Raw genomic sequence first — 21749 nt, 5'->3', positions numbered from 1 at the left:
CAGTTTTCAAGGCTTACGACGCCTTCAGGCTGGCGGCCGTGCCGTCGCTGTTCGACGCCTGGTGCTCGGTGCCTGCCGTCTCGACGGCGTTGCCGCGGATCGCTCGCGACAGCGTTTCGGTTTTCCAGGCACGTACCCTGTCGAGCGCCGCTTCGCGATGCAGCAGCCGGTAGCGGTCGAGGAACAGACGGATCGCCTGCGGATGCGGGAACTCGCCAGGATAGACCGCGACCGCGATCAGGAAGGCTCTGTCCTCGCTGAGGTCGAGCGCCTTGAGCGCCGATAGCAGCGCCGTGTAGCTCGACTGCCCGGTCACCAAGCGAGCCGTGGCGAAATCGATGTCGAGCGCATCGGCAAGCGCTGTCTGGAAGAAGGCGGCATTGCCGGTCAGCGCAGTCTCGCGCAGCTTCGCGTAGATTGGCTCACCGAGGAACAGGTTGACGGCGACACCTTCGCCGGCGGGGCGCATCATCGAGCGCAGGCGGCGCCGCGCATTGTCCTCGGCTTCGCCGGGGAGCGGTCGCTTGTCCTCGCCGGTCTCGGCGGGCGCCGGTTTCACCGGCGCGAGTTTCGTCACCGTCTCCGGTGGCCGGGTCTTGACCAGCGTCGGCTTCTCCAGCGCGCGGATGAGGTGGGCGATGGTCGCATTGAGCTCCTTGCGGCGGGCGATCGCGCGTGCGTGCGGCAGGCCATGGCGGCCGATCAGCGCGATGAGGTCGATGTCGCTCAGCGCGTTCGAGCGGGTGAGCAGCGGTGCCGCGATCTCGACCGGCTCCTCCGCCAGCCGCCGCACAAGCGCGGCCGGCGCATACTCGCATTCGGAAAGAGCGGCGGCGACATAGCGGCGCGACTCGACCGACACCTCGTCGAACAGCGGCAGCGTCAAATCCTCGAGCTGCGCGATCTCGCGACGCGACGGGCGTGTTAGCGAGCAGAAGGCGGATACCGCGGCGCGGAACAGCCTTTCGGCTTTTCCCGCCTCGGTCCGGATAGCGATGTGCCTGAAGTCCGAAGAAGACACGAAGGATACGCCCGATACTCGACACAGACCTGGCCCCGCGCAATCCGGTCGGGCCGGTTTCGCGTCTCCAGGGAACTAAAGATCAAATTAGCTGCGATCCGTTAGCGCTCCGTTAACCCTCTGCCCGCCTTAATCAACTTTGGAGGCGTTGCGTTGTGCTCCGGTCAAACCGAGAGGAATGCGCGAACCATGGGCATGGTCCTGTCTTTTGTGCCGAGAACGGCACCGGTCAATCGAGTAACTCACGCCACCGATACGGCGGCGGCGGTCATCATCTTCCCCGGCGTCCGCTACGAGCCACAGCCACAGGTCGGCGCGGCGCGCCCGGACGGTCCCGACAAGCCAGGCTCGCCGCGCCCCACCGTTCCGCGCCACTGATCCGTTTTCCTCTCAGTAGTCCTGCAGCTCGCAAGCGCTCTGCTCGAGGAAGCGTGAAACGATCGGCTTCCAACTGTCGTCCGGCACGAAGGCACGGACGACGAAGATGCCTTCCTCGATAGGCGCCTCGACGAAGATCGCGCCCTGCAATTCCTCCGGAAGATCGCGCCGCACGTCGATCATCTGCGCCGGCGTCAGCACCACGGCATCGAGCTTCTCGCCGTTCGCGTTGTGGTCGTTGAAGGAATAGATGTTGTGGCCGCTGCGGTCATAGACCGAAGCCGACCAGAACGGAACGTCGCCCGGCGCCCGGATCCGCACCAGCCCGTGGGCGAGGTCGAAGCGGCAGGCTGCCGCGTAGAACATGGGGTCGACCGACTTCACCACCGGCGCGCCGCCGGCTTCGGCGTCTAGGCGCGTCATCTTGTAGAGGTCGGAGCCCATCGCCAGCCGCGACCAGGCATCGCGCTCGGAAAATTCCGGCACCAGGAACAGCACCACTATATGCACGATGCCGGCGCCCAGCAGGCCGAGGATGAGCGCGTGCAGCAGGCTACGCATTGCAGCCCGCCTTCAGGATGCGCGGCAGCGTCACGTCGGAAAGCCCGGTGCTGCTGGCGATCGGCGTATCGTAGAAGGTCAGCACGAAATACATCTTGCCGAAGCCGTTGGTGAGCAGCCAGTTGCCGGGGGCAGGGCGGTTGCCGACGGCGATGACGACCGAGTTGTCCGGTTGGCGCAGCACCTCATAGGATTGCAGCGCGGCCCGCCTCGCCTTGCCGGTGTCGATGACGCCGAGCGACTGGTCGGCGGCATAGAGCGTCCAGAACCGGGCCGTCGGGTAGCCGCCTTCAATCGTATAGGCGCATTCGCGTTTCAACGGCTCACCGGACTCGTCGCGCTCGGCGACGAAGGAGAGTCCCTCGGCCCGACCGAGCGCCAGCACACCCTCACGCGCTATGCGCGCCTTCGAATAGGGATCGGCGGCCTGGGTGCCGATGTCGGGAAAGGCGGTCCATCGGCCGATGCGGATCGCGCCGACGCCGTCCTGCGAGTTTAGTGCGTACCAGACGCTGCCGCCGCCAAGGCCGATGGCTATTGCAAGCGAAAGCAGCGTGAGGAAGGCGGTCTTGAGCATGAAGGGCCGGAACAGAGGAGGTTGCTCGGGATATCGCGGCGCGAGGCCCCGTGGCAAGCCGGCTCGCTCGAAGGCGTGGTGATATTCGGGTGAAACCGACACGCAAGTGGCAGCTTCCTCCTGCGTCGCTGTGGGTGGCCGTTCAATCGGGTGTCTGTGCTTGAAGCCGCCGCCTTTTCGTTCCACATCGATCGGGATGAAGGGCGAGACGGAAGAACGGCGTTGGAATTTGGCGTGCGCCTTGCCCGCATCGCTGATCCTGCATGCGCTCATCGCAGTATTTCTGGTCTACAGCCTGCCGAGGCCTGCTCAACAGCCGGATCGGGAACAGCCGGTCAATGTCGCGCTTGTGCCTCCGCCCGAGCAGCCGAAACCGAAGCCTCCGCCCGCGCCGCAGCCAAAGGAGCCCAAGGCCGAAAAGCCGCCTTTGCCGGAAAAGCAGCCGCCGAAGCCGCCGGCAATCGCAGTGCTGAAGCCCGTTTTTCAGTACGGCAACAAGGATGCTGGCCCGAGGAAATCCATGGATGGAGGCGGCGATCGAGACAACACGCCTTCGCCGGCCAAGGATAGCGATTCGAAGCCGCCAGCCTTGCCCAAGCCCGTTGAGAACCAATCTGCCGCGCCGGCAGGCGCCGACCAGCAGGCAGATCCAAGCAAGGCTGACGACAAGCCGGCGACCGCCGAGACGGACGCCAAGCCCACGCAGAGCGAGGAAAAGCAGGCAGCCCAGAACGCGGATAAACAACAGGCAGACGGGCAAGAGGCAGGAGCGCAAACCGCCGAAAAGCCAAAGCCCAAACCCGCAAATGCGCTGAAGTTCAAGCCTGCAAAGGGCTCGAAGTCCCGAAGCAGGAGCGCCGGGACGCCAGGTTCCACAAAAGCCGCCGTCGCTGGATCGCCTACCTATTCGGGCCTTCCTGGTGTCCGAAAGCTCTACTCGCAGGGCGCCACCGGCGATGCGCTGGCCACAAGTACCATGACCGGCGTGCCTCGCGATCAGCGCGTCGCCAACCTTTGCGGCAGCGTCTTGAACCAGGAATTGCAGGACGCCTCTTATTCTCCCAAATGGCTGCCATCTATTCCGCTGAAGGTGGGCAATGTTCTTAGCCCTGCGGAGACCGCCTTCAGCACCACAACCACATGGTACCGCCTAAGCTTCCGGTGCGAGGTCGACTCCGATGCGACGAGGGTCCTTTCGTTCAACTTCCGCGTCGGCGCTGAGATCCCACCCGGCGATTGGGCCCGTCTCAGATTGCCAAGTCTCCGCTAACGCATGTCTCCCGAAAGTGGGAGCCGGTTTCGGGACAAAGACATGCGCAGGTTAAAAAGCATGTCTCCCGAAAGTGGGAACCGGTTTCGGGACGAAGGCCTGAGTAAGATCAAAACCTAAGCGCCGACAGGGTCTCCGGCAGGGTGGATGCGTCGAGCACGGGCGCCGACTGGAACACCTTGGTCATGTCCCTCAGCGTCTGCGTGGTGCGGCTGGATAGCACCGGCGGGCGCTCGGCCTCGGCCTGCGCCTCGGCATCCGCTGCCTCCTTCTTCGCCGCTTCCTCGGCCTTGGCCGCGACCTCCGGGTCGACGAACGGATGATCGAGGCCCGGGATCGGCTTCAGGTCGATGTTCTGGTGCGCATAGACCATCAGCCGCTGCCATACCATCGCCGGCAGGGAACCGCCGGTCATCTTGTTGGTCGGCGTGAAGTCGTCATTGCCGAGCCAGACGGCGGCCGTGTAGTTGCCGGTGAAGCCGACGAACCAGGCGTCGCGGTAGGATTGCGTCGTGCCGGTCTTGCCGGCGACGACGATGTTGGGAAGCTGGGCGCGTCGTGCCGTGCCGATCACCGGTACCGCAGCCAGCATGGTGTTCATGTATTTCAGCGCCTGTTCCGACAGCACCCGGTGCGGGGGCGGCGCGTCCTTGGTCCAGTCATAGACCACGTCGCCGGTGCGGGTGACGAGCTGGGTGATGCCGTGCCTGGAGCCGACAAAGCCGTTCTGCGCAAAGACGCTGTAGCCCGTCGCCTGGTCCATCACCGTCATGAGGGACGTGCCGAGCACCATGGTCTTGTGCGATTCCAGCGGCGATTCGACGCCCATCGATTCAGCCATCGCCTTGATCGGGGCGATGCCGAGGTGATCCTTGGCGAGCCGCACCGGCACCGTGTTGATCGACTTGGCGATCGCGGTCAGCAGCGTGACATTGCCGGCCGATCCGCCGCTATAGTTATGCGGCGACCAGTTGCCCCAGGAGATCGGACCGCCGGAAACCACGGAATCCGGCGTGAAGCCATGCTCCATCGCGGTTGCGTAGACATAGGGCTTGAAGGATGAGCCGGTCTGGCGCAGCGCCTTGGTGGCACGGTTGAACTGGCTGGCGCCATAGTCGCGGCCGCCGACGATGGCGCGCACCGCGCCATTGGTCTCAATCACCACCACCGCGCCTTCGGTGACGTTGTATTCCTTGCCGAACTGACGCAGGTGGAATTCGACCGACTCTTCCGCCGCCTTCTGGATATTCGCGTCGAAGGTCGTGTGGGCGACCAGCGAATGCTGGCCCGGCTTGGCGATTTTCTTCACCTCGTCGAAGGCCCAGTCGAGAAAATAGTCGGGGCTCTGCTTCTCGCCGCGGTCGACGACGTCGGCGGGGTGGAGGCGCGCCTGCAGCACCTGGCCCTCGGTCATGAAGCCGGCGTCGACCAGATTGGAGAGCACCACATTGGCGCGCGCGCGTGCCGCCGGCAGGTTGATGTGCGGGGCATATTTGGTCGGCGCCTTGAACAGGCCGGCCAGCATCGCCGCCTCGGCCAGGCTCAGGTCCTTGACGCTTTTGCCGAAATAGAAATCCGCCGCCGCTTCGATGCCGAACGTGCCGCCGCCCATATAGGCGCGGTCGAGATAGAGCTGCAGGATCTCCTTCTTGGAGAGGTTCGCCTCCAGCCACAGCGAGAGAAACGCTTCCTTGATCTTGCGCTCCAAGGTGCGCTCGTTGGAAAGGAACAGGTTCTTGGCGAGCTGCTGCGTGATGCTGGAGCCGCCCTGGACCACCGAATTGGCGCGCACGTTCTCGAAGATCGCGCGCGACAGGCCGAGGACGTCGATGCCGTAATGGTCGAAGAACCGCCGGTCCTCGGTCGCCAGCACCGCCTTGATGACGATGTCCGGCATCTCGTCGACCGGCACGGAATCGCGTTGGATGATGCCACGCTGGCCGATCTCGTTGCCATAGCGGTCGAGGAAGGTGACGGCGAAGTCGCCCTGGTTGCGCCAGTCGCCGGCGGTGATCTCGAAGGCGGGCATGGCCAGCGCCAACAGCACCACGAAGCCGCCGGCGCCCATGGTGAAGCCTTCGCTCAGCACCTCGATGATGGCGCGCCGCCAGCCGTGCAGGCGAAAACGGCGGGAAAAGATGGTGGCCGCTTCCCAGAATTCGCGCGCCTTGAAGCCGATTTCATAAAGCGAGGAATCGAGCCAGGCGTCGACAGCAAGAGCCGCCGAGGCGATCCGGCCTCTTCTCTTGCGTGGTTTCGAAGGACTTGCCATTTCAGACTTCCGCCCCAACGCGCTTTCGACCGAAACCGCGTGAACGGTTTCGGGCGCCACCCCTGCACGACTAATCGATCATTTTATCACCGCTCACAAGGGCAGCGAAGCCACACTCAGGCTTTGTTGAACGCTGAGGTTGATGCTTCACGGCAATATCACCGTGCTGCAATGAAGCGCATGAAATGCGCCACATCGGCCTCGGTCGGCTCCTGGCCGGTGAAGGAGCGCAGATAGGTGGCGAGATGGCTGACGCGGGCCTCGACCGGCTCCTTGAGGTCGAGCACGTAGTAACCGATCTGCATGTAGTAGAGGACGCGGGCGCGGATGAAGGCGTCCTCGTCGTCGTAGCCGTGCCGGCGGTACATGTCGCGGATGGCGCTGAGGCGCTCGTCGTCCGCCTGGTCGATCATGCGCCGCACATCGTCCGAGCGTCTTGCCCATTCGCGCACGGCGAAGTCGAGCCTCGGGTCGAACAAGCGCTCGTCGGCCCAGCATTCGAACACATTCATCACGCCCATGACGATGGTTTCGGCAGGGCGCCGGGCGCGCTCGACGATCGCCGTGGTGTTGGTGTCGTGCCAGTGCTTGAGCAACTGGTCGAGCAGGTCCTGCCTGCTTTCGAAATACCAGTAGAAGCTCGAACGCGACACGCCGAGCTTCTGGCCTAGCGTAAGCACGCGCACGCTCTCGATGCCGTCCGAGATCAGCGTCTGCAGCGCGAGATTGATCCAGTCCCAGCGCGTGACCTTGATGTTTCCGGGCGTCGGTTCGGCCTGGGGAGCGGCGATGATCATGGCCGCACAATAGGCATGGCGCGAAGCCGCGCGCAAGTTCTGGACAGAAGTGTCTAGACATGTATGTCCAGTCTGTATATTCTAGAGCCTTCAACGAGAGGGAGAGAGCTCGTGAAGTCGCATTATCGCGCGGTCGTCATCGGAGGAGGCGTGGTCGGCGCCTCGGTGCTCTACCACCTGACGAGGTTCGGCTGGAACGACGTGGCGCTCATCGAGCGCGCCGAGCTGACGGCCGGTTCGACCTGGCATGCGGCCGCAGGCTTCCACGCGCTCAATGCCGATCCCAACGTCGCGGCGCTGCAGGACTACACGATCAAGCTCTATCGCGAGATCGAGGCCGAGTCCGGCCAGAATGCCGGCCTGCACATGACCGGCGGCGTCAACATGGCGAGCGACCCTCAGCGCTGGGAATGGCTGAAATCGGCCTGGGCGGTGTTCCAGTCGGTCGGTATCGAGACGGCCCGCCTGGTGACGCCCGATGAGATCAAGGAGATCTGCCCGATCGTCGATGTCAGCGACGTGCTGGGCGGTCTCTATGATTCGAACGAAGGTCATCTCGATCCCTACGGCACGACGCACGCCTATGCCGGCGCCGCGAAGAAGCGTGGCGCCGATATGATTCTGCGCAACCGCGTCGTCGAGCTGAAGCAGCGCGCCGACGGCGGCTGGGATGTCGTCACCGAAAAGGGCACGATCGTCGCCGAGCATGTCGTCAATGCCGGTGGGCTCTGGGCCAAGCAAGTCGGGCTGATGGCCGGCGTCGACCTGCCGGTGACCCCGATGGAGCATCATTATTTCGTCACCGAGGACATCCCGGAAGTCGCTGCCCTCGACAAGGAGCTCGGCCTCGCCGTCGACCTCGACGGCTTCTCCTATCTGCGGCAGGAGCGGAAGGGCGTGCTGCTCGGCGTCTACGAGCAGAACCCGAAACACTGGAACATGGACGGCGCGCCCTGGGACTACGGCATCGAGCTGATCCCCGAGGACATCGACCGCATCAGCCCGGAGCTTTCCAAGGCCTATCAGCGCTTCCCCTGCCTGGCCAAGGCCGGCATCCGCAAATGGGTCAACGGCGCCTTCACCTTCACGCCGGACGGCAATCCGCTGGTCGGTCCGGTCAGGGGCTTACGCAACTACTGGGTCGCCTGCGGCGTCATGGCCGGCTTCAGCCAGGGCGGCGGCGTCGGCAAGTCGCTGGCCGAATGGATGATCCATGGCGAGCCGCAGGCCGACATCTTCGGCATGGACATCGCCCGCTACGGCGCGTTCGCCGCCAACCGCGAGTATCTCAGGCAGACCACGCGCCAGTTCTACGCCCGCCGCTTCGTCATGACCTTCCCCAACGAGCGCCTGCCGGCGGGCCGGCCGCTGAAGCGCCCCGGCGCCTATGACGGCATGAGCGCCGCCGGCGCCGAGTGGACGGCATCCTGGGGCCTGGAAATCCCGGCGTATTTCGCGCCGATGGGTTTTCGCGAGGAGACGACGCTGAAGCGCTCGAACGCCTTCGACATCGTCGGCGACGAGGTCCTGCAGGTGCGCCGCGCCGCCGGCCTCGTCGATACCACGGCCTTCTCGCGTTACGCCGTGTCGGGACCGGGCGCCGAGGCCTGGCTCGACCGGCTGCTCGCCTGCAAGCTGCCGAAGCCTGGCCGCGCGAAGCTTGCGCCGATGCTTGGGTCTGACGGTAGGCTCAAGGGCGATCTCACCGTTCTCAACTGGGGCGGCGGCGAATACTGGATCATGGGCTCGTACTATTTGCGCGAGTTCCACATGCGCTGGTTCGAGGCGCATTGGGCCAAGGATGTCTCGGTGACGGATATCTCGGACGCTATGTCCGGCTTCCTCGCCACCGGACCGAATGCGCGCAAGATCGTCGAACGCACCACGCATCAGGACGTATCCGCCAAAACCTTGCCCTTCATGGCCTGCGGCGTGTTCGACATCGGCATGGTGCGCGCCCGGATCGCGCGGCTGTCGATCGCCGGCGAGCTCGGCTTCGAGATCAACTGCCCGGCCACCCTGCATGCGACCCTGCGCGAGACGCTGCTTGCCGCCGGCGAGGATCTCGGTCTCGCCGAGATCGGCTATTACGCGCTCAACGCGCTTCGCCTGGAAAAGAGCTTCGGCATATGGTCGCGCGAGTTCACGCAAGGCTACACGCCTGGACAGACAGGCCTCGACCGCTTCATCGCCTTCGACAAGGGCGACTTCATCGGTCATGGAGCGGCGTTGAAAGAGCGCAAGGCCGGAGTTTCGCAACGGATCGTGACACTTGAGGTCGACGCCGTCGATGCCGACGCCAGCGGCTTCGAGCCGGTCTGGCGCAAGGGCAGGCGCGTCGGCTTCGTCACTTCCGGCGGCTATGGCTACACCTTAGGCAAGAGCGTCGCCCTGGCGTTGGTGGATGACGAATTCGCCGGGGAGGGAACCGAGCTTTCCGTACACATTGTCGGCGTCGAACGGGCGGCGCGCGTCATCGCGGCCTCGCCTTACGACCCGAAGGGCGAGGCAATGCGGCAATAGGAGGATTGGGCATGATCGACGAGGCCGCACGCGATCTGAGGCGCGAACGCCGCCGCGGACGCAATGGCGAGGCGGGCAGCGAATCCGGCCGTCGCCCGAACTACCGTTCGCTGAAGAACCCGTTCCTGCCGCAGCCGGTCTTTTCCGACGACCAGGTCGCCGCGATCCACGACACGGCGCTGCGCGTGCTGGAGGAGCTAGGCATTAAGGTACTGCTGTCGGAGGCGCGCGCCATGCTTGCCAAGGCCGGCGCCCTGGTCGACGAGGACAGCCAGATGGTGAGGATCGGCCGCGACATGGTCGATGCGGCCCTGGCTTCCGCGCCGCGCTCGATCCCTGCCTATGGCGGCGACCGCTCCCGCGATCTTGCGCTGGAGCTCGGCACGATGGCGTTCCTCGCCGGGTCCGGTGCGCCCAACGTCACCGATCTCGAACGCGGCCGCCGGCCCGGCACGCTGGCCGCCTTCGAGGAATTCATGAAGCTGCTGCAGCATTTCGACGTGCTGCATATGCTCGGTCCCTGCATCGAGCCGCAAGACGTCGACACCCGCTTTCGCCACTATGCAACCGGCCGGGCGCAGCTCACTTTGTCAGACAAGTTCCCCTTCGTCTTCGCGCGCGGCACGCCGCAGGTCGAGGATAGTTTCGAGATGGTCCGTCTGGCGCGCGGTCTCTCGGAGGACGAGTTCAGCAGCGGCGCCTATTGCTACACGGTCATCAACACCAATTCGCCGCGCCAGCTCGATATCCCGATGGCGCAGGGCATCATCGACTTCGCCAAGGCCGGCCAGGTTTCGATCATCACGCCCTTCTGCCTGGCCGGCGCCATGGCGCCGATCACGGTCGCCGGCGCGTTGACGCTGCAGCACGCGGAGGCGCTGGCTGGGCTGACGCTCGCCCAGATCGTGCGCCCCGGCGCGCCGGTGGTCTACGGCTCCTTTTCCTCCAATGTCGACATGAAGTCGGGCGCGCCGGCCTTCGGCACGCCGGAGCACATCAAGGCGACCTTGGGCGCCGGCCATTTGGCGCGCTTCACCGGCCTGCCCTGGCGGTCCGGCGGCGGCAGCGCCGCCAACATCTCCGACGCGCAGGCGGCGCATGAAACGCAGTTCGCGTTGTGGGGGTCGGTGCTTGCCGGCGCCACCGTCTGCATCCATGCCGCCGGCTGGCTGGAGGGCGGCCTGAGCGTCTCCTTCGAGAAGCTGATCACTGACGTCGAGGCCCTGCAGACGGTTGCCGAGCTTTGCGCCGCGACACCCGGCGACGCCGACGCGATCGGCTTCGACGCCATCGCCGAGGTGCAGCCTGGCGGCCATTTCTTCTCGGCCGCCCACACCATGACGCGCTACCGCACCGCCTTCTACGAGCCGCTGGTGGCCGACTGGTCGAATTTCGGCAACTGGACGCAATCCGGCGGCAAGACCGCGACCGAGCGCGCCACCGGCATCTGGAAGCGGATTCTCTCCGATTTCCAGCCGCCGCAATCCGCCGCCGCCACCGCCGGTGTGCTCGACGAGTTCATCGCGCGGCGCACCGAGGAGGGCGGTGCGGTGCCAATGTCGTGAACATCAAGGCAGCAGGGCAACCGCCTTACGCGAATACGTGGTGTCGCCGACCTGGCCAAGCATGAAAGCCGCCACGTCGGCGCGCGCCAGCGTCGGCAGTAGCGAATTGGCCTGGATGCCGTTGCCGTGGCGGAACGCGCCGGTTGCCGGGCCGTTGCCGAGCCTTGGCGGCCGCACGATCGTCCAGTCGAGGCCGGACTGCGCGATGAGCCTTTCCTTCGCTTCGTGATCCGCCACCTCATGGCGCAGCACCAGCGGCGCGACGATGCCGCCAAGCAGCGGCCCCAATAGCCGACGGCTGTCGCGGACGCCAAGGAAGGACAGGTAGACGAGCCGGCCCGGCCCGCTCCGCTGCATGGCCTCGACGATGAAGCCGATGCCGGCAATCACCGCGCCATCGTGCTTCAGCGGCACGCCGACACCGAGGCAGCTCAACACCGCGTCGTGACCGGCAATCGCGCCCTCCACCGCCTTGCGGTCGGCGACGTCTCCGACGATCACGCTCAGATGTTCGTGGCTGACGGCGAGCTTGCCGGGCGCGCGGACGAAGGCGCTCACCAGATGGCCTTCCGCCAGCGCCGCCGAGACGAGGGCGCGGCCCGTCACACCCGAGGCGCCAAAGATCAGCAATCTCATCGCCAGCCTCCCGATTCTCGTCAGCCCGGCTTGCGCCCGGCGACAAAAGCTATCGGTGCTCCAGCGGGGCCGGGCAGCAGCCTCGTGTCGACATAACCGCATCGCTCGACCAGCGTCTGTGCCGCGCCTTTCTCGAAAACGGTGCCGCCCCACATTGCGGTGCGGAAGCTGGCCAGAGCCTCTCCCAGCGCGTCCGGCCCGGGATTGATCATCGCCAGCAGCAGCCAGCCGCCGGGTTTCAAGACCGCCAGACAGCGCGGGACGATCGCCCTGACATGCGCTTCCGGAATGAAGGCGCTGGGCACGAAAGCGAGGTCGAACATTTCTTCGAGGGCGATCTCCTGGCCGAAACCGACGCGCAGTGCGATGCGGTCCGCGAACCCGGCCGCCCTGACATTGGCGTGCGCCTGGGCGATGGCGTCGGGCGCCGGATCGATGCCGACCACCCGCAGCTCCGGCCACTCCCACAACATCGATATCGATAGCGCCCCGACGCCGACGCCGATATCGAGAAAGGCGGCGCCCGGCGCGTCGAGCCGCTCCGTCAGACCTACAAGCCGCGGCGCGATCGATCGCTTGAGCAGCGCCGGGAAACCGGTGGAAACGTCGCCCAGGGCCTCCCGCAGGTTTGCGTCCATGGTTTCGGCGCTGGCGTAAGGCGCCGACAGCAGCCTGCTCCCCGAAAAGAGTTCGACCTTGATGCTTGCCAACACCGGCAAAAGCTCGGCGTCGCTGGCGCCGGCAACCATGTCGGATATGCCGAGGCTGCCGAGCACGGCTTCGATGCGGCGGGCGGCTTCGTCCTCCGGCACCGTGCCACGCAGCCGTGCCTCCAGCGCAAGGCCGAGTGCTGCCAGCGCGTTTGCCGATGCCGCGTGCCGCGCCACCACCGCTCGCAGGCTTTGCATGTCCATGGCTTTGCTCCTCAGATTGCGGATTCTGCCAGAGTCTCGCGCGGGCGGCCCGATCCGGCCATTGCCGATTTTCGCGCAAGCCTGTGCAAAACCGCACAGACATCCGGCGACGAGTTGGTCTAGAATGCGCCGGCGATGACAATCGGCGAACCGGACTGGAACGATCTGCGCTATTTCCTCGCCGCCGCGCGGGCGGGAACGTTGTCCGGCGCGGCGCGCGCCTTGGGCGTGCGTCATACTACCATCAGCCGGCGCCTGGCGGCGCTCGAAGCAGCGCTCGGCGCCTCGCTGGTCCTGCGCGGGCCGCAGGGCCTCGAGGTGACGCCGCTCGGCCTGAGATTGCTGCCGCTCGGCGAGGATCTGGAACGCGCCGTCGAGGCGATGACCGCGCTGGTCCGGTCGGGCACGCGCCGCGTCAGGCTCGCGTTGCCTACCGGGTTCAGCCCCTTCTTTGCCGAACGCATGGCGGCTTTCTGCAAGGCCTGTCCCGACATCGGCCTCGAATTGACCAGCGGCAGCCGCCCTGTCGATCTCCAGCATGGCGAGGCCGACCTCGCGGTCAGGATTGGGCCTGTGGCCGATGAAACGCTGGTCGCGCGCAGGCTTTGCGACTCGGGCTGGTCGCTCTACGCATCCCGAACCTATCTCGATCACCATCCGATGCCGATCGATCCGCGTCGGCTCACCGGGCACGAAATCATCGGCTTCCACGAGACCCTGGCCGGCGTCCCTGGTGCCCGCTGGATCGATGCCTATGGCAAGGGCGCGACGATCGTGCTTCGCGTTGCGGAAATGACTGAGATGTTGGCGGCGGCGCTGGCCGGCGCCGGGTTGGCCGCGATGCCTTGCATGCTGGCCGAACCGGAACCTCGCATGGTGCGGGTCACCCCCGATATTCTCGGCAGCCACCCGGTTTCGCTTGTCTATCGCCGCGACATCGGTGATGAAGCGCCGGTGCGCGCCGTGATCCGTTTCGTGACTGCAGTGATCAAGGACCATGCGGCGATGATCGGCGGTGAGCCGCGCCGACTGCCCGAAAGCGGTCGCGGATCAGGCGCCGTTGCTCTGGCGAAGTGAGGGCAACGCGGTTACGGTGCGCGCGAAACTGCCGGCGTTCAGGGTTTATCAGGCGAACGGAGACGATAGATGACGGCGCCTGGCGATTTGATGCAGGCCTTGTTCCTGCGGCTGAAGACCGACGCATCGCTGTCGGCGCTGCTCGGCGGCGCCGGCCTGCTCGAGCGCGCCAACGACAAGGCCGCTTTTCCCAACGTGACCTACGGCCGCACCAGCGCCTTCGACCTCGAAACCGGCGCCGACAACGACAATGATCAGCTTATCACGCTGCATGTCTGGTCGAAGGCTCAGGGGGAGGCCGAGGTTCGTCTCATTATGGATAGCATCAGGGCACGCCTCGACGGTGCGGCGCTCTCCATCGGCCCGCGCGGCCAGACCCGTCTGTCGCTGGAATTCGCCGAGGCGCGCTATGACGAGGACTTGGCGGTCCATCATGGGCTGCTGCGCTTTCGCGCGCTGACGCAGGAGAGTGCCTGAGCGACGCGCCAGCCCTAAAGCTGGGCCTGGATGGCGGCCTTGTCGATGACCGACCAGACCTCGCGAATCCGCCCGTCCTGGAATTCATAGAAGACGTTCTCGGCGAAGGAGACGCGCTTGCCGTTCACCGGCAGGCCGAACAGGACGCCCTTGGGCCTGCCAGCTTCGGGTCATCCAGCTTTTCGGCGCTAACTAGAGCACGATCGCGCACGCGAAAACCGTAGCCGCGCCGGTGATCTTCCGGCTATGAATTTCAAAGTCCGGCTTGATGGGGGCTCGGGCAGTTGGATGTCTCGCGGTCAGGGGGCGTGGCGGGCATGGATTTTTCGGCCGTTCACCGTTCATTTCACGTTCAGCACACATGCGTTAGAACCGTGATCATGAAAAAGTTCCGCTCCCATATCCGCACCGCGGCGCTGACGCTTGCTGCAGCCGGCCTTTTTGTGTCGCAGGCGACGGCCATGCCTGTCGTCGAACCGTCGGTCGAGCAGCCGGTCGTGCTTGCTGCAGGTGACTGCTACGCGATCGGCCAGCAGGTCGCCGCGCAGAATGGCGGCACGCTCGCCAAGGCCTCGCCGTCGACGCGCGGCGGCCAGCAGGTCTGTGTCATCGTCGTGCTGGTTCCCGGCAAGGAGGGCCAGCGCCCGCGCCGTTCCGAGATCGTGGTGCCGCTCAACTGAGGCCCCATCCCTTTAACAGGCTTAAGTTTCCCTGGCCGGCGGAATCGGCCTATATCTTTCCCCATCAACAGGCTTTCAACCCATGCGCGTGCTCGTCGTCGAGGATGACAAGGATCTGAATCGCCAGCTGGCGGACGCGCTGGTCGATGCCGGCTATGTCGTCGACCGCGCCTATGATGGCGAGGAGGGGCATTTCCTCGGCGACACCGAGCCCTACGATGCCGTCGTCCTCGACATAGGCCTGCCGCAGATGGACGGCATCAGCGTCGTCGAGCGCTGGCGCCGCGGCGGGCGCAAGATGCCGGTGCTGATCCTGACCGCGCGCGACCGCTGGAGCGACAAGGTGGCCGGCATCGACGCCGGCGCCGACGACTATGTCACCAAGCCGTTCCACATCGAGGAGGTGCTGGCCAGGGTGAGGGCGCTGATCCGCCGCGCCGCCGGCCATGCCTCGTCCGAGCTTACTTGCGGGCCGCTCAGGCTCGACACCAAGGCGTCCAAGGCCGATGTCAACGGCGTGCCGCTGAAACTCACCTCGCACGAGTTCCGTTTGCTTGCCTACCTGATGCACCATATGGGCGAGGTGGTGTCGCGCACCGAGCTGGTCGAGCACCTCTACGACCAGGACTTCGACCGCGATTCCAACACCATCGAGGTGTTTGTCGGTCGGCTTCGCAAGAAGATGGGCATCGACATGATCGAAACTGTGCGCGGCATGGGCTATCGCATGCGAGAGCCGGAGGCGTGACGCGGAACCGCTGAAGCCGACGATGAGAACGTGGCTTTCAAGGCTGCGGCTCTGGCCGCGCTCGCTGACCTTCCGCGTCATCGCCTTTTCGACGGTCTGGGCGATCCTGACGCTGGTCGTCATTTTCACCCTCATCACCACGCTCTACCGCCAGGCCAGCGAACGCGGCTTCGACAGCCTGCTTTCGGCGCATCTGTTCAACCTGATCGGCTCGGTCGGCATTTCCGACAGCGGCGCGCTCACCGGCGCGCCCGACCTTGGCGACCTGCGCTTCTCCGAGCCGAATTCCGGCTGGTACTGGTCCGTTGAGCCAGCCTCCGAAGGTGTTCACGGCGAAATCCATTCCTCCTCGATGACGACCTCGGTCCTGTCGCCGAGCGTCGCCGAAGTTCCCTTCAACGCCAACTTCCAACGCAGCTATTCGACCGAAGGCATCAAGGGCGAGGAACTGGAGGTCTTCGAGAGCGAGTTCGTGCTCGATGCCAAGAACCGCGCCGCGCGTTTCCGCGTCATGGGCAACCACAGCGAGTTGGAACAGGAGATCGCCAGCTTCCAGCGTCGCCTGCTCACCTATCTGTCGCTCTTCGGTGTCGGCATGATCGCCATCAACGCCATCGCCATCCTGCTCGGCCTGCAGCCCTTGCGCCGTGTGCGCAATGCGCTGGCCATGGTGCGTGAGGGCACGGCGCAGCGACTCGACGGCCGTTTCCCCGCCGAGATCGAGCCCCTGGCCAACGAGACCAATGCGCTGATCGAGAACAACAAGCGCATCGTCGAGCGTTCCCGAACCCAGGTCGGCAACCTCGCCCATTCGCTGAAGACGCCGCTTGCCGTGCTGATCAACGAGGGCCGCGCGCTCGGCGGCGCCAAGGGCCAGCTCATCGCCGAACAGGCCGCCTCGATGCAGAAGCAGGTGGATCATTATCTGCAGCGCGCCCGCGTCGCCGCCCAGCGCGACAGCGTGGTCTTCCGCACGCCGGTGGCGCCGCTGGTCGAGCGGATGGTGCGCGTGCTTCGGAAGCTCAACCCCCAGACGAAGCTATCGCTGTCGCCGCCGCCGGCCGAGATCGTCTTTGCCGGCGAGCGCGAGGATCTCGAGGAACTGCTGGGCAATCTGCTCGACAATGCCATGAAATGGGCGAAAAGCGCCGTCGCCGTCTCGGTCGCCGCAGTTCCGGGAAGCGCCAACCTGTTTGAAATCGTTATAGAAGATGACGGCCCCGGCATTCCCGAGGACAGCGCGCGGGAAGTGTTGAAACGTGGCAAGAGGTTGGACGAGACGAAGCCGGGAACGGGGCTGGGATTGGCCATTGTCGCCGACCTCGTCAACGAGTATGGAGGCGCCCTGGCGCTGGAACGGTCCGGCATGGGCGGCTTGAGGGCGGTGGTGAGATTGCGGAGCCTTCAATAATGTATTTTATCGATTTGCGTGCGGCCGGCTGCGGCCAAATTTCCGACAAATATCAACACTATGGGCTTGCCATCCTCCCCGATGGCGCGGCTCCCGGTGCATCTCGTTCAAGAAGTCAATCCCGCTCCAAAGAACCGGTTGCTGGCATGAAGATTCGCGTTGCGCTCGTTTCCGCCCTGATGGCCGTTTCGGGCTGCACCACGCTGGGCAGGACCGGCCCGACCTCGCCGGTCACGCCCGTCGCCACTCCGCCGGCCGGCGGCAAGGCGGGAACCAGCATCGTCGCGGCCATGAATGGCGGGCTCATCGGCGGTTCGATCGGCTCGGGTCTGAGCGACGCCGAGAAACGCAAGGGCCTCGAGGCGGAGTACAAGGCTTTGGAATACAACGCCAGCGGTCAGAAGGTGACGTGGAAGGGTGACAGCTCGTCCCATTACGGCGAGGTCGTGGCGGCCCAGCCTTACCGGGTCGGTTCCCAGGACTGCCGCCAGTACACGCACACCGTGTATACCGGCGCATCGGGTGTCACCGCGCGCGGCACGGCCTGCCGCAATGCCGACGGCAGTTGGACGCCGCTGACCTAAGTTAGGCAACAGCCGGCGCGATTTGATATTTATCAAGGTCGGCCGGCGCGCCTGCCGTCAAAGCGTCGCAGTATGCTTGTGTTGGCAGGGCAGGGCTCTGCCTTTATTGGAATAGCCATGCTGTTCTGGGTCATAGCCGCAATCCTTACGCTGGGCGCCAGCCTGGCGGTGCTTTTGCCGCTGGCCGGCGGCACGAAAGGCGCGTCGGCCGCCGGCGATCACGATCTCGAAGTCTATCGCGACCAGCTTTCCGAGCTTGACCGCGACATGGCGCGCGGCCTGATCCAGCCGGGCGAGGCCGAGGAAGCGCGCGCCGAGATCGGCCGCCGCATCCTGCGTCTCGGCTCCGCCAGTCAGGCGGGCACGGACGCGCCGCGCCCTTCACGAGCCGCGAGGCTGGTTGCCACAGTCGCCGTGCTGGCAGTGCCGCTGGTGAGCTGGGGACTTTACGGCGAGCTCGGCTCACCCGACCTGCCGTCGCAGCCGCTGGCCGAACGGCTCGCCAAGAACCCTGCCGATTCCTCGATCGACGAGCTGATCGCCCGCGCCGAGGCGCATCTTGCGGCCAATCCGTCCGACGGCAAGGGCTGGGACGTGCTGGCGCCGGTCTATCTGCGCCTGCAGCGCTACACCGACGCGGTCACGGCCTATCGCAACGCCATCCGCCTCGATGGCGACAGCGCGGTTCGCCAGGCAGGCCTCGGCGAGGCGATCGCCAACGCCGCCGGCGGCATCGTCTCCGCCGATGCTCAAAATGCCTTCGAGGCTGCCCTGAAGCTCGATCCCGCCAACGCCAAGGCGAATTTCTATCTGGCGATGGGGCTTGCTCAGGAAGGCAAGAAGGCGGAAGCCGCTGCAGCCTGGCAAAAGATGCTCGGACAGCTCGCGCCGGATTCGCCTTGGCGCAGCGCCGTCCAGCAGGCGCTCGCCGATACGGCCGAGGCCACGGCCGGCAAACCGGCCGCCGGCCCGGATGCCGATCAGGTCGAGGCGGCGCAGCAGATGTCGCCGCAGGACCGGCAGGCGATGATCGAAACCATGGTCGCCGGGCTCGACGACAGGCTGAAGCAAAATCCGCGCGATGAGGAAGGGTGGATGCGGCTCATCCGTTCCTATGTCGTGCTCGGCAAGGCCGACCAGGCGCGCGACGCGCTCGGCCGCGCTGTCGCCGCCTTTGGCGCCGATAGCGAGCAAGCCAAGAAATTCACCGCCTTTGCCGCCTCCCTCGGCGTAACGGCGACGGAGTAAGAGATGACGCGCAAGCAGAAGCGATTGTCGGTGATCGTGGCGGGGCTGGCCTTCCTCGGCGCCGCCACCGGGCTCACATTCTACGCGCTCGGCCAGAAGGCTTCCTATTTCTACATGCCGGCCGAGCTAGCCACGGCAAGCGTCCAGCCCGGACAGCGCATCCGCCTTGGCGGCCTCGTCGAAAACGGCACCGTCGTGCGCGGCAATGGTGCAACCGTGGCCTTCTCGGTTACCGACACCCAGAAGTCGGTCAAGGTCACCTATACCGGCATCCTGCCCGATCTCTTCCGCGAGGGGCAGGGCGTCATCACGGAGGGCGCCTTCGGCCCGGACGGCGTCTTCGTCGCAGACAGCGTGTTGGCCAAGCATGACGAGCGCTATATGCCGAAGGAAGTCGCCGACGGCCTGAAGGCCAAGGGCGTGTGGCAGGAAAGCAAGAGCGAGTAACAGACTTGGTTGAGACCGGACATTTCGCCCTCGTCCTCGCCTTCGCGCTGTCGTTGGTTCAGATGCTGGTGCCGCTGGTCGGCGCTCGCGCCGGCAATCAGCGGCTGATGGCGGTCGGCGGTCCGGTCGCGGTGACCGGCTTTGCGCTTACCGCGCTCTCTTTCGCGGCGCTGGCCACCGCCTATGCCGGCTCCGACTTCTCGGTGGCGAGCGTCTGGGAAAACTCGCACTCATTGCAGCCAATGATCTACAAGATCACCGGCACCTGGGGGAACCACGAAGGCTCGATGCTGCTTTGGGTGCTGATCCTGACCTTTTTCGGCGCGCTCGTCGCCGTCTTCGGCAACAACCTGCCGGCGACGCTAAAGGCCAATGTGCTTGCCGTGCAAGGCATGATCGGCGCCGCCTTCTTCCTGTTCATCCTGGCGACATCCAACCCCTTCATCCGCCTGAACCCGGCGCCGATCGAGGGCCGCGACCTCAACCCCGTCCTGCAGGATCTCGGGCTCGCCGTCCATCCGCCGTTGCTCTATCTCGGCTATGTCGGCTTCTCGATTTGCTTCTCCTTCTCGGTCGCCGCGCTTATCGAAGGCCGCATCGACGCCTCCTGGGCGCGCTGGGTGCGGCCATGGACGCTGGTCGCCTGGATGTTCCTTACCGGCGGCATCGCCATGGGCTCCTATTGGGCCTATTACGAGCTTGGCTGGGGCGGCTTCTGGTTCTGGGACCCGGTCGAGAACGCATCCTTCATGCCCTGGCTTGCCGGCACGGCGCTGCTCCACTCCGCGATCGTCATGGAAAAGCGCTCGGCGCTGAAGATCTGGACGCTGCTGCTTGCCATCCTCACCTTCTCGCTGTCGCTGCTCGGCACCTTCCTGGTCCGCTCCGGCGTGCTCACCTCGGTGCATGCCTTTGCTTCCGATCCGGCGCGCGGCGTCTTCATCCTCTGCATTCTGACGCTGTTCATCGGCGGCTCGCTGGCACTGTTCGCGCTGCGCGCTTCCACGCTGACGGCCGGCGGTCTGTTCCACCCGATCTCGCGCGAAGGCGCGCTGGTCCTCAACAATCTGTTCCTCACCACGGCGACCGCGACGGTGCTCGTCGGCACGCTCTATCCGCTGGCGCTCGAAGCCATCACCGGCGGCAAGATCTCGGTCGGCGCGCCCTTCTTCGACCTGACCTTCGGCCCGCTGATGCTGCCGCTGCTCGCCATCGTGCCCTTCGGGCCGCTGCTTGCCTGGAAGCGCGGCGACGTGCTTGCCGCTTCGCAGCGCCTGATCGCGGCCTTTGCCGTGGCGCTCGCGGCGATGCTGATCACCGGCCTGTTCATCGACGGCGCCTCGGTCTTCGCCGCGCTTGGCGTCGGGCTCGCCGTCTGGCTTGTCGCCGGCGCGCTCACCGACCTTGCCGTCAAGTCGGGGGTCGGCTCGGTGGCGCCGGCCGTCATGCTGAGGCGCTTCGCCGGCCTGCCGCGCTCGGTTTTCGGCACCGCGCTTGCCCATCTTGGCCTCGGGCTCACCCTGCTCGGCATCGTCTCCACGCTTTGCTTCGGCACCGAGAGGATCCTCACCATGCGCGCCGGCGAGACGGTGGAGCTTTCCGGCCACACGCTGCGTTTCGAAGGGCTGTTCCCGCAGAAAGGCCCGAACTTCACCGAGGATCGCGGCCGTTTCCTGCTGATTGGCGCCGACGGCAACGCCGATGGCCAGATCACCTCGGCCAAGCGCTTCTATCCGGTGCGGCAGACGGTGACGACCGAGTCCGGCATCAGGACGCTGGGCTTGAGCCAACTTTATCTGTCGCTCGGCGATGAAGGCAATGACGGCTCCGTCGTCGTGCGCCTGTGGTGGAAGCCGTTGGTGACGCTGATCTGGGGCGGCGGGCTGGTGATGATGGCTGGCGCCGCCATGTCGCTGCTCGACCGTCGCCTGCGCGTCGGCGCGCCCGCCAGGCGCCGCAAGCCGGCTGCCGCCACGGTACCGGCGAGCCCGACATGAAGGCGAAGTTTTCGGCCGCCGCGCTGATCCTCCTGCTGGCGCTGCTCTTCGCCGGCACGGCGCAGGCGGTGAAGCCCGACGAGGTGCTGCCCGATCCAGCGCTGGAGGCCCGTGCCCGCGCGCTCTCCGAAGGCCTGCGCTGCATGGTCTGTCAGAACCAGTCGATCGACGAATCCGACGCCGATCTGGCGCGTGACCTGCGCATCCTCGTGCGCCAGCGCCTCGTCGCCGGCGACACCGACCAGCAGGTGATGGACTATATCGTCTCGCGCTATGGCGAGTTCGTGCTGTTGAAGCCGCGCTTCAGCCTGCGCAACGCGCTTTTATGGGGCACCCCGGCGCTTCTGCTTCTGGCCGGCGGCATCTTCATCGTGTTTAGCGCGCGTTCGCGCCGCCCGGTATCAGCAGCGCTCTCGGCGGACGAGAAGGCGGCGCTGGACAAGATGCTCAGCGATTAGCGCACGAATTGCGGACCTCGAGGTTGGCCTGCCTTTGCATCGGCTATCCCGCGCTTGATGCCTTCGATCATCTTAGTCTCCCAATCGCCCGAGACTCGAACTCGGTCG

General features: G+C 65.6%; 21 protein-coding genes and 1 pseudogene. 14 read left to right on the top strand and 8 right to left on the bottom strand.

Annotated elements, in window-relative coordinates; translation table 11 throughout:
- Positions 1–13: 13 nt before the first annotated feature.
- Complete coding sequence (locus tag P9236_RS02895) at positions 14–1021, bottom strand: DUF2336 domain-containing protein (protein WP_278073095.1); 1008 nt, start codon at positions 1019–1021, stop codon at positions 14–16.
- Between the two features lie 195 nt (positions 1022–1216).
- Here P9236_RS02895 and P9236_RS02890 point away from each other — a divergent pair, with 195 nt between their 5' ends.
- Positions 1217–1399, top strand: a complete 183-nt coding sequence (locus tag P9236_RS02890; RefSeq protein ID WP_278073094.1) for a hypothetical protein — start codon at positions 1217–1219, stop codon at positions 1397–1399.
- 12 nt (positions 1400–1411) lie between these two features.
- Here the strand turns inward: P9236_RS02890 and P9236_RS02885 are convergent, their stop codons facing one another.
- Together P9236_RS02885 and P9236_RS02880 are read right to left on the bottom strand one after the other, a co-directional pair.
- Positions 1412–1960 carry a DUF1254 domain-containing protein gene (locus tag P9236_RS02885; protein ID WP_278073093.1) on the bottom strand — a complete coding sequence of 183 codons (549 nt, stop codon included), beginning with the start codon at positions 1958–1960 and terminating at the stop codon, positions 1412–1414.
- On the bottom strand, positions 1953–2537 hold the full coding sequence (locus tag P9236_RS02880; protein WP_347405168.1) for a DUF1214 domain-containing protein: 585 nt from the start codon (positions 2535–2537) through the stop codon (positions 1953–1955). The genes P9236_RS02885 and P9236_RS02880 overlap by 8 nt, the downstream gene beginning before the upstream one ends.
- Positions 2538–2733: 196 nt before the next feature.
- On the opposite strand from P9236_RS02880, the gene P9236_RS02875 reads away from it, so the two are divergent.
- Positions 2734–3807 (top strand): DUF930 domain-containing protein, encoded by a 1074-nt coding sequence (locus tag P9236_RS02875; RefSeq protein ID WP_278073526.1) that lies wholly within the window; start codon positions 2734–2736, stop codon positions 3805–3807.
- A gap of 109 nt (positions 3808–3916) precedes the next feature.
- Here the strand turns inward: P9236_RS02875 and P9236_RS02870 are convergent, their stop codons facing one another.
- Together P9236_RS02870 and P9236_RS02865 are read right to left on the bottom strand one after the other, a co-directional pair.
- Positions 3917–6079 carry a penicillin-binding protein 1A gene (locus tag P9236_RS02870; RefSeq protein ID WP_278073091.1) on the bottom strand — a complete coding sequence of 721 codons (2163 nt, stop codon included), beginning with the start codon at positions 6077–6079 and terminating at the stop codon, positions 3917–3919.
- 158 nt (positions 6080–6237) lie between these two features.
- The gene (locus P9236_RS02865; RefSeq protein WP_278073090.1) at positions 6238–6876 is read right to left on the bottom strand and encodes a TetR/AcrR family transcriptional regulator; all 639 of its coding nucleotides are present in this window, start codon (positions 6874–6876) and stop codon (positions 6238–6240) included.
- Positions 6877–6987: 111 nt separating this feature from the next.
- Here P9236_RS02865 and P9236_RS02860 point away from each other — a divergent pair, with 111 nt between their 5' ends.
- Together P9236_RS02860 and P9236_RS02855 are read left to right on the top strand one after the other, a co-directional pair.
- Positions 6988–9399, top strand: coding sequence for an FAD-dependent oxidoreductase (locus P9236_RS02860; protein WP_278073089.1), 2412 nt, complete (start codon positions 6988–6990; stop codon positions 9397–9399).
- Positions 9400–9410: 11 nt separating this feature from the next.
- Positions 9411–10964, top strand: a complete 1554-nt coding sequence (locus P9236_RS02855) for a trimethylamine methyltransferase family protein (RefSeq protein WP_278073088.1) — start codon at positions 9411–9413, stop codon at positions 10962–10964.
- Between the two features lie 3 nt (positions 10965–10967).
- On the opposite strand, the gene P9236_RS02850 is transcribed toward P9236_RS02855, so the two are convergent.
- Complete coding sequence (locus tag P9236_RS02850; RefSeq protein ID WP_278073087.1) at positions 10968–11600, bottom strand: NAD(P)H-binding protein; 633 nt, start codon at positions 11598–11600, stop codon at positions 10968–10970.
- Between the two features lie 20 nt (positions 11601–11620).
- Positions 11621–12514, bottom strand: coding sequence for a class I SAM-dependent methyltransferase (locus P9236_RS02845; protein WP_278073086.1), 894 nt, complete (start codon positions 12512–12514; stop codon positions 11621–11623).
- 135 nt (positions 12515–12649) lie between these two features.
- Between P9236_RS02845 and P9236_RS02840 the strand changes: the two genes are divergently transcribed.
- Together P9236_RS02840 and P9236_RS02835 are read left to right on the top strand one after the other, a co-directional pair.
- Positions 12650–13591 carry a LysR substrate-binding domain-containing protein gene (locus P9236_RS02840; RefSeq protein WP_278073085.1) on the top strand — a complete coding sequence of 314 codons (942 nt, stop codon included), beginning with the start codon at positions 12650–12652 and terminating at the stop codon, positions 13589–13591.
- Between the two features lie 69 nt (positions 13592–13660).
- Entirely contained in the window at positions 13661–14068 is a 408-nt protein-coding gene (locus P9236_RS02835) for a DUF3168 domain-containing protein (protein ID WP_278073084.1), read from the top strand.
- A gap of 14 nt (positions 14069–14082) precedes the next feature.
- Here the strand turns inward: P9236_RS02835 and P9236_RS02830 are convergent.
- Positions 14083–14223, bottom strand: a pseudogene (locus P9236_RS02830) (ester cyclase); the annotation flags it as partial.
- Between the two features lie 225 nt (positions 14224–14448).
- On the opposite strand from P9236_RS02830, the gene P9236_RS02825 reads away from it, so the two are divergent.
- The 8 genes from P9236_RS02825 to P9236_RS02790 all read left to right on the top strand — a co-directional run bounded on the left by P9236_RS02825 (position 14449) and on the right by P9236_RS02790 (position 21641).
- Positions 14449–14748 carry a hypothetical protein gene (locus P9236_RS02825; protein WP_278073083.1) on the top strand — a complete coding sequence of 100 codons (300 nt, stop codon included), beginning with the start codon at positions 14449–14451 and terminating at the stop codon, positions 14746–14748.
- Between the two features lie 82 nt (positions 14749–14830).
- Positions 14831–15496, top strand: coding sequence for a response regulator transcription factor (locus tag P9236_RS02820; protein ID WP_041002188.1), 666 nt, complete (start codon positions 14831–14833; stop codon positions 15494–15496).
- A gap of 22 nt (positions 15497–15518) precedes the next feature.
- Positions 15519–16907: an ATP-binding protein gene (locus tag P9236_RS02815; RefSeq protein ID WP_278073082.1), complete on the top strand. Its 1389-nt coding sequence runs from the start codon at positions 15519–15521 to the stop codon at positions 16905–16907.
- A 146-nt stretch (positions 16908–17053) separates the two neighbouring features.
- Entirely contained in the window at positions 17054–17491 is a 438-nt protein-coding gene (locus P9236_RS02810; RefSeq protein ID WP_278073081.1) for a hypothetical protein, read from the top strand.
- Positions 17492–17608: 117 nt separating this feature from the next.
- Positions 17609–18739, top strand: coding sequence for a c-type cytochrome biogenesis protein CcmI (gene ccmI / locus P9236_RS02805; protein WP_278073080.1), 1131 nt, complete (start codon positions 17609–17611; stop codon positions 18737–18739).
- 3 nt (positions 18740–18742) lie between these two features.
- A complete protein-coding gene (gene ccmE / locus P9236_RS02800; RefSeq protein WP_278073079.1) occupies positions 18743–19186 on the top strand; it encodes a cytochrome c maturation protein CcmE in 444 nt (147 codons plus the stop codon).
- 5 nt (positions 19187–19191) lie between these two features.
- Positions 19192–21183: a heme lyase CcmF/NrfE family subunit gene (locus tag P9236_RS02795; protein WP_278073078.1), complete on the top strand. Its 1992-nt coding sequence runs from the start codon at positions 19192–19194 to the stop codon at positions 21181–21183.
- Positions 21180–21641: a cytochrome c-type biogenesis protein gene (locus P9236_RS02790; RefSeq protein WP_278073077.1), complete on the top strand. Its 462-nt coding sequence runs from the start codon at positions 21180–21182 to the stop codon at positions 21639–21641. The genes P9236_RS02795 and P9236_RS02790 overlap by 4 nt, the downstream gene beginning before the upstream one ends.
- Positions 21642–21749 lie beyond the last annotated feature (108 nt).

It is taken from the genome of Mesorhizobium sp. WSM4884, assembly GCF_029625675.1.
Taxonomy (GTDB): Bacteria; Pseudomonadota; Alphaproteobacteria; order Rhizobiales; family Rhizobiaceae; genus Mesorhizobium.
Note: the sequence above shows the minus strand (reverse complement) of the source record. Positions and strands in the feature narration are given on the sequence as shown.

Coding starts and splice junctions, on each gene's coding strand:
- P9236_RS02845 (WP_278073086.1), bottom strand. CDS start 12,514: ATGGACATGCAAAGCCTGCGAGCGGTGGTGGCGCGGCACGCGGCATCG.
- ccmI (WP_278073080.1), top strand. CDS start 17,609: ATGCTGTTCTGGGTCATAGCCGCAATCCTTACGCTGGGCGCCAGCCTG.
- P9236_RS02820 (WP_041002188.1), top strand. CDS start 14,831: ATGCGCGTGCTCGTCGTCGAGGATGACAAGGATCTGAATCGCCAGCTG.
- P9236_RS02885 (WP_278073093.1), bottom strand. CDS start 1,960: ATGCGTAGCCTGCTGCACGCGCTCATCCTCGGCCTGCTGGGCGCCGGC.
- P9236_RS02880 (WP_347405168.1), bottom strand. CDS start 2,537: ATGCTCAAGACCGCCTTCCTCACGCTGCTTTCGCTTGCAATAGCCATC.
- P9236_RS02870 (WP_278073091.1), bottom strand. CDS start 6,079: ATGGCAAGTCCTTCGAAACCACGCAAGAGAAGAGGCCGGATCGCCTCG.
- P9236_RS02835 (WP_278073084.1), top strand. CDS start 13,661: ATGACGGCGCCTGGCGATTTGATGCAGGCCTTGTTCCTGCGGCTGAAG.
- P9236_RS02865 (WP_278073090.1), bottom strand. CDS start 6,876: ATGATCATCGCCGCTCCCCAGGCCGAACCGACGCCCGGAAACATCAAG.
- P9236_RS02790 (WP_278073077.1), top strand. CDS start 21,180: ATGAAGGCGAAGTTTTCGGCCGCCGCGCTGATCCTCCTGCTGGCGCTG.
- P9236_RS02815 (WP_278073082.1), top strand. CDS start 15,519: ATGAGAACGTGGCTTTCAAGGCTGCGGCTCTGGCCGCGCTCGCTGACC.
- ccmE (WP_278073079.1), top strand. CDS start 18,743: ATGACGCGCAAGCAGAAGCGATTGTCGGTGATCGTGGCGGGGCTGGCC.
- P9236_RS02875 (WP_278073526.1), top strand. CDS start 2,734: ATGAAGGGCGAGACGGAAGAACGGCGTTGGAATTTGGCGTGCGCCTTG.
- P9236_RS02850 (WP_278073087.1), bottom strand. CDS start 11,600: ATGAGATTGCTGATCTTTGGCGCCTCGGGTGTGACGGGCCGCGCCCTC.
- P9236_RS02890 (WP_278073094.1), top strand. CDS start 1,217: ATGGTCCTGTCTTTTGTGCCGAGAACGGCACCGGTCAATCGAGTAACT.
- P9236_RS02810 (WP_278073081.1), top strand. CDS start 17,054: ATGAAGATTCGCGTTGCGCTCGTTTCCGCCCTGATGGCCGTTTCGGGC.
- P9236_RS02840 (WP_278073085.1), top strand. CDS start 12,650: ATGACAATCGGCGAACCGGACTGGAACGATCTGCGCTATTTCCTCGCC.
- P9236_RS02825 (WP_278073083.1), top strand. CDS start 14,449: ATGAAAAAGTTCCGCTCCCATATCCGCACCGCGGCGCTGACGCTTGCT.
- P9236_RS02855 (WP_278073088.1), top strand. CDS start 9,411: ATGATCGACGAGGCCGCACGCGATCTGAGGCGCGAACGCCGCCGCGGA.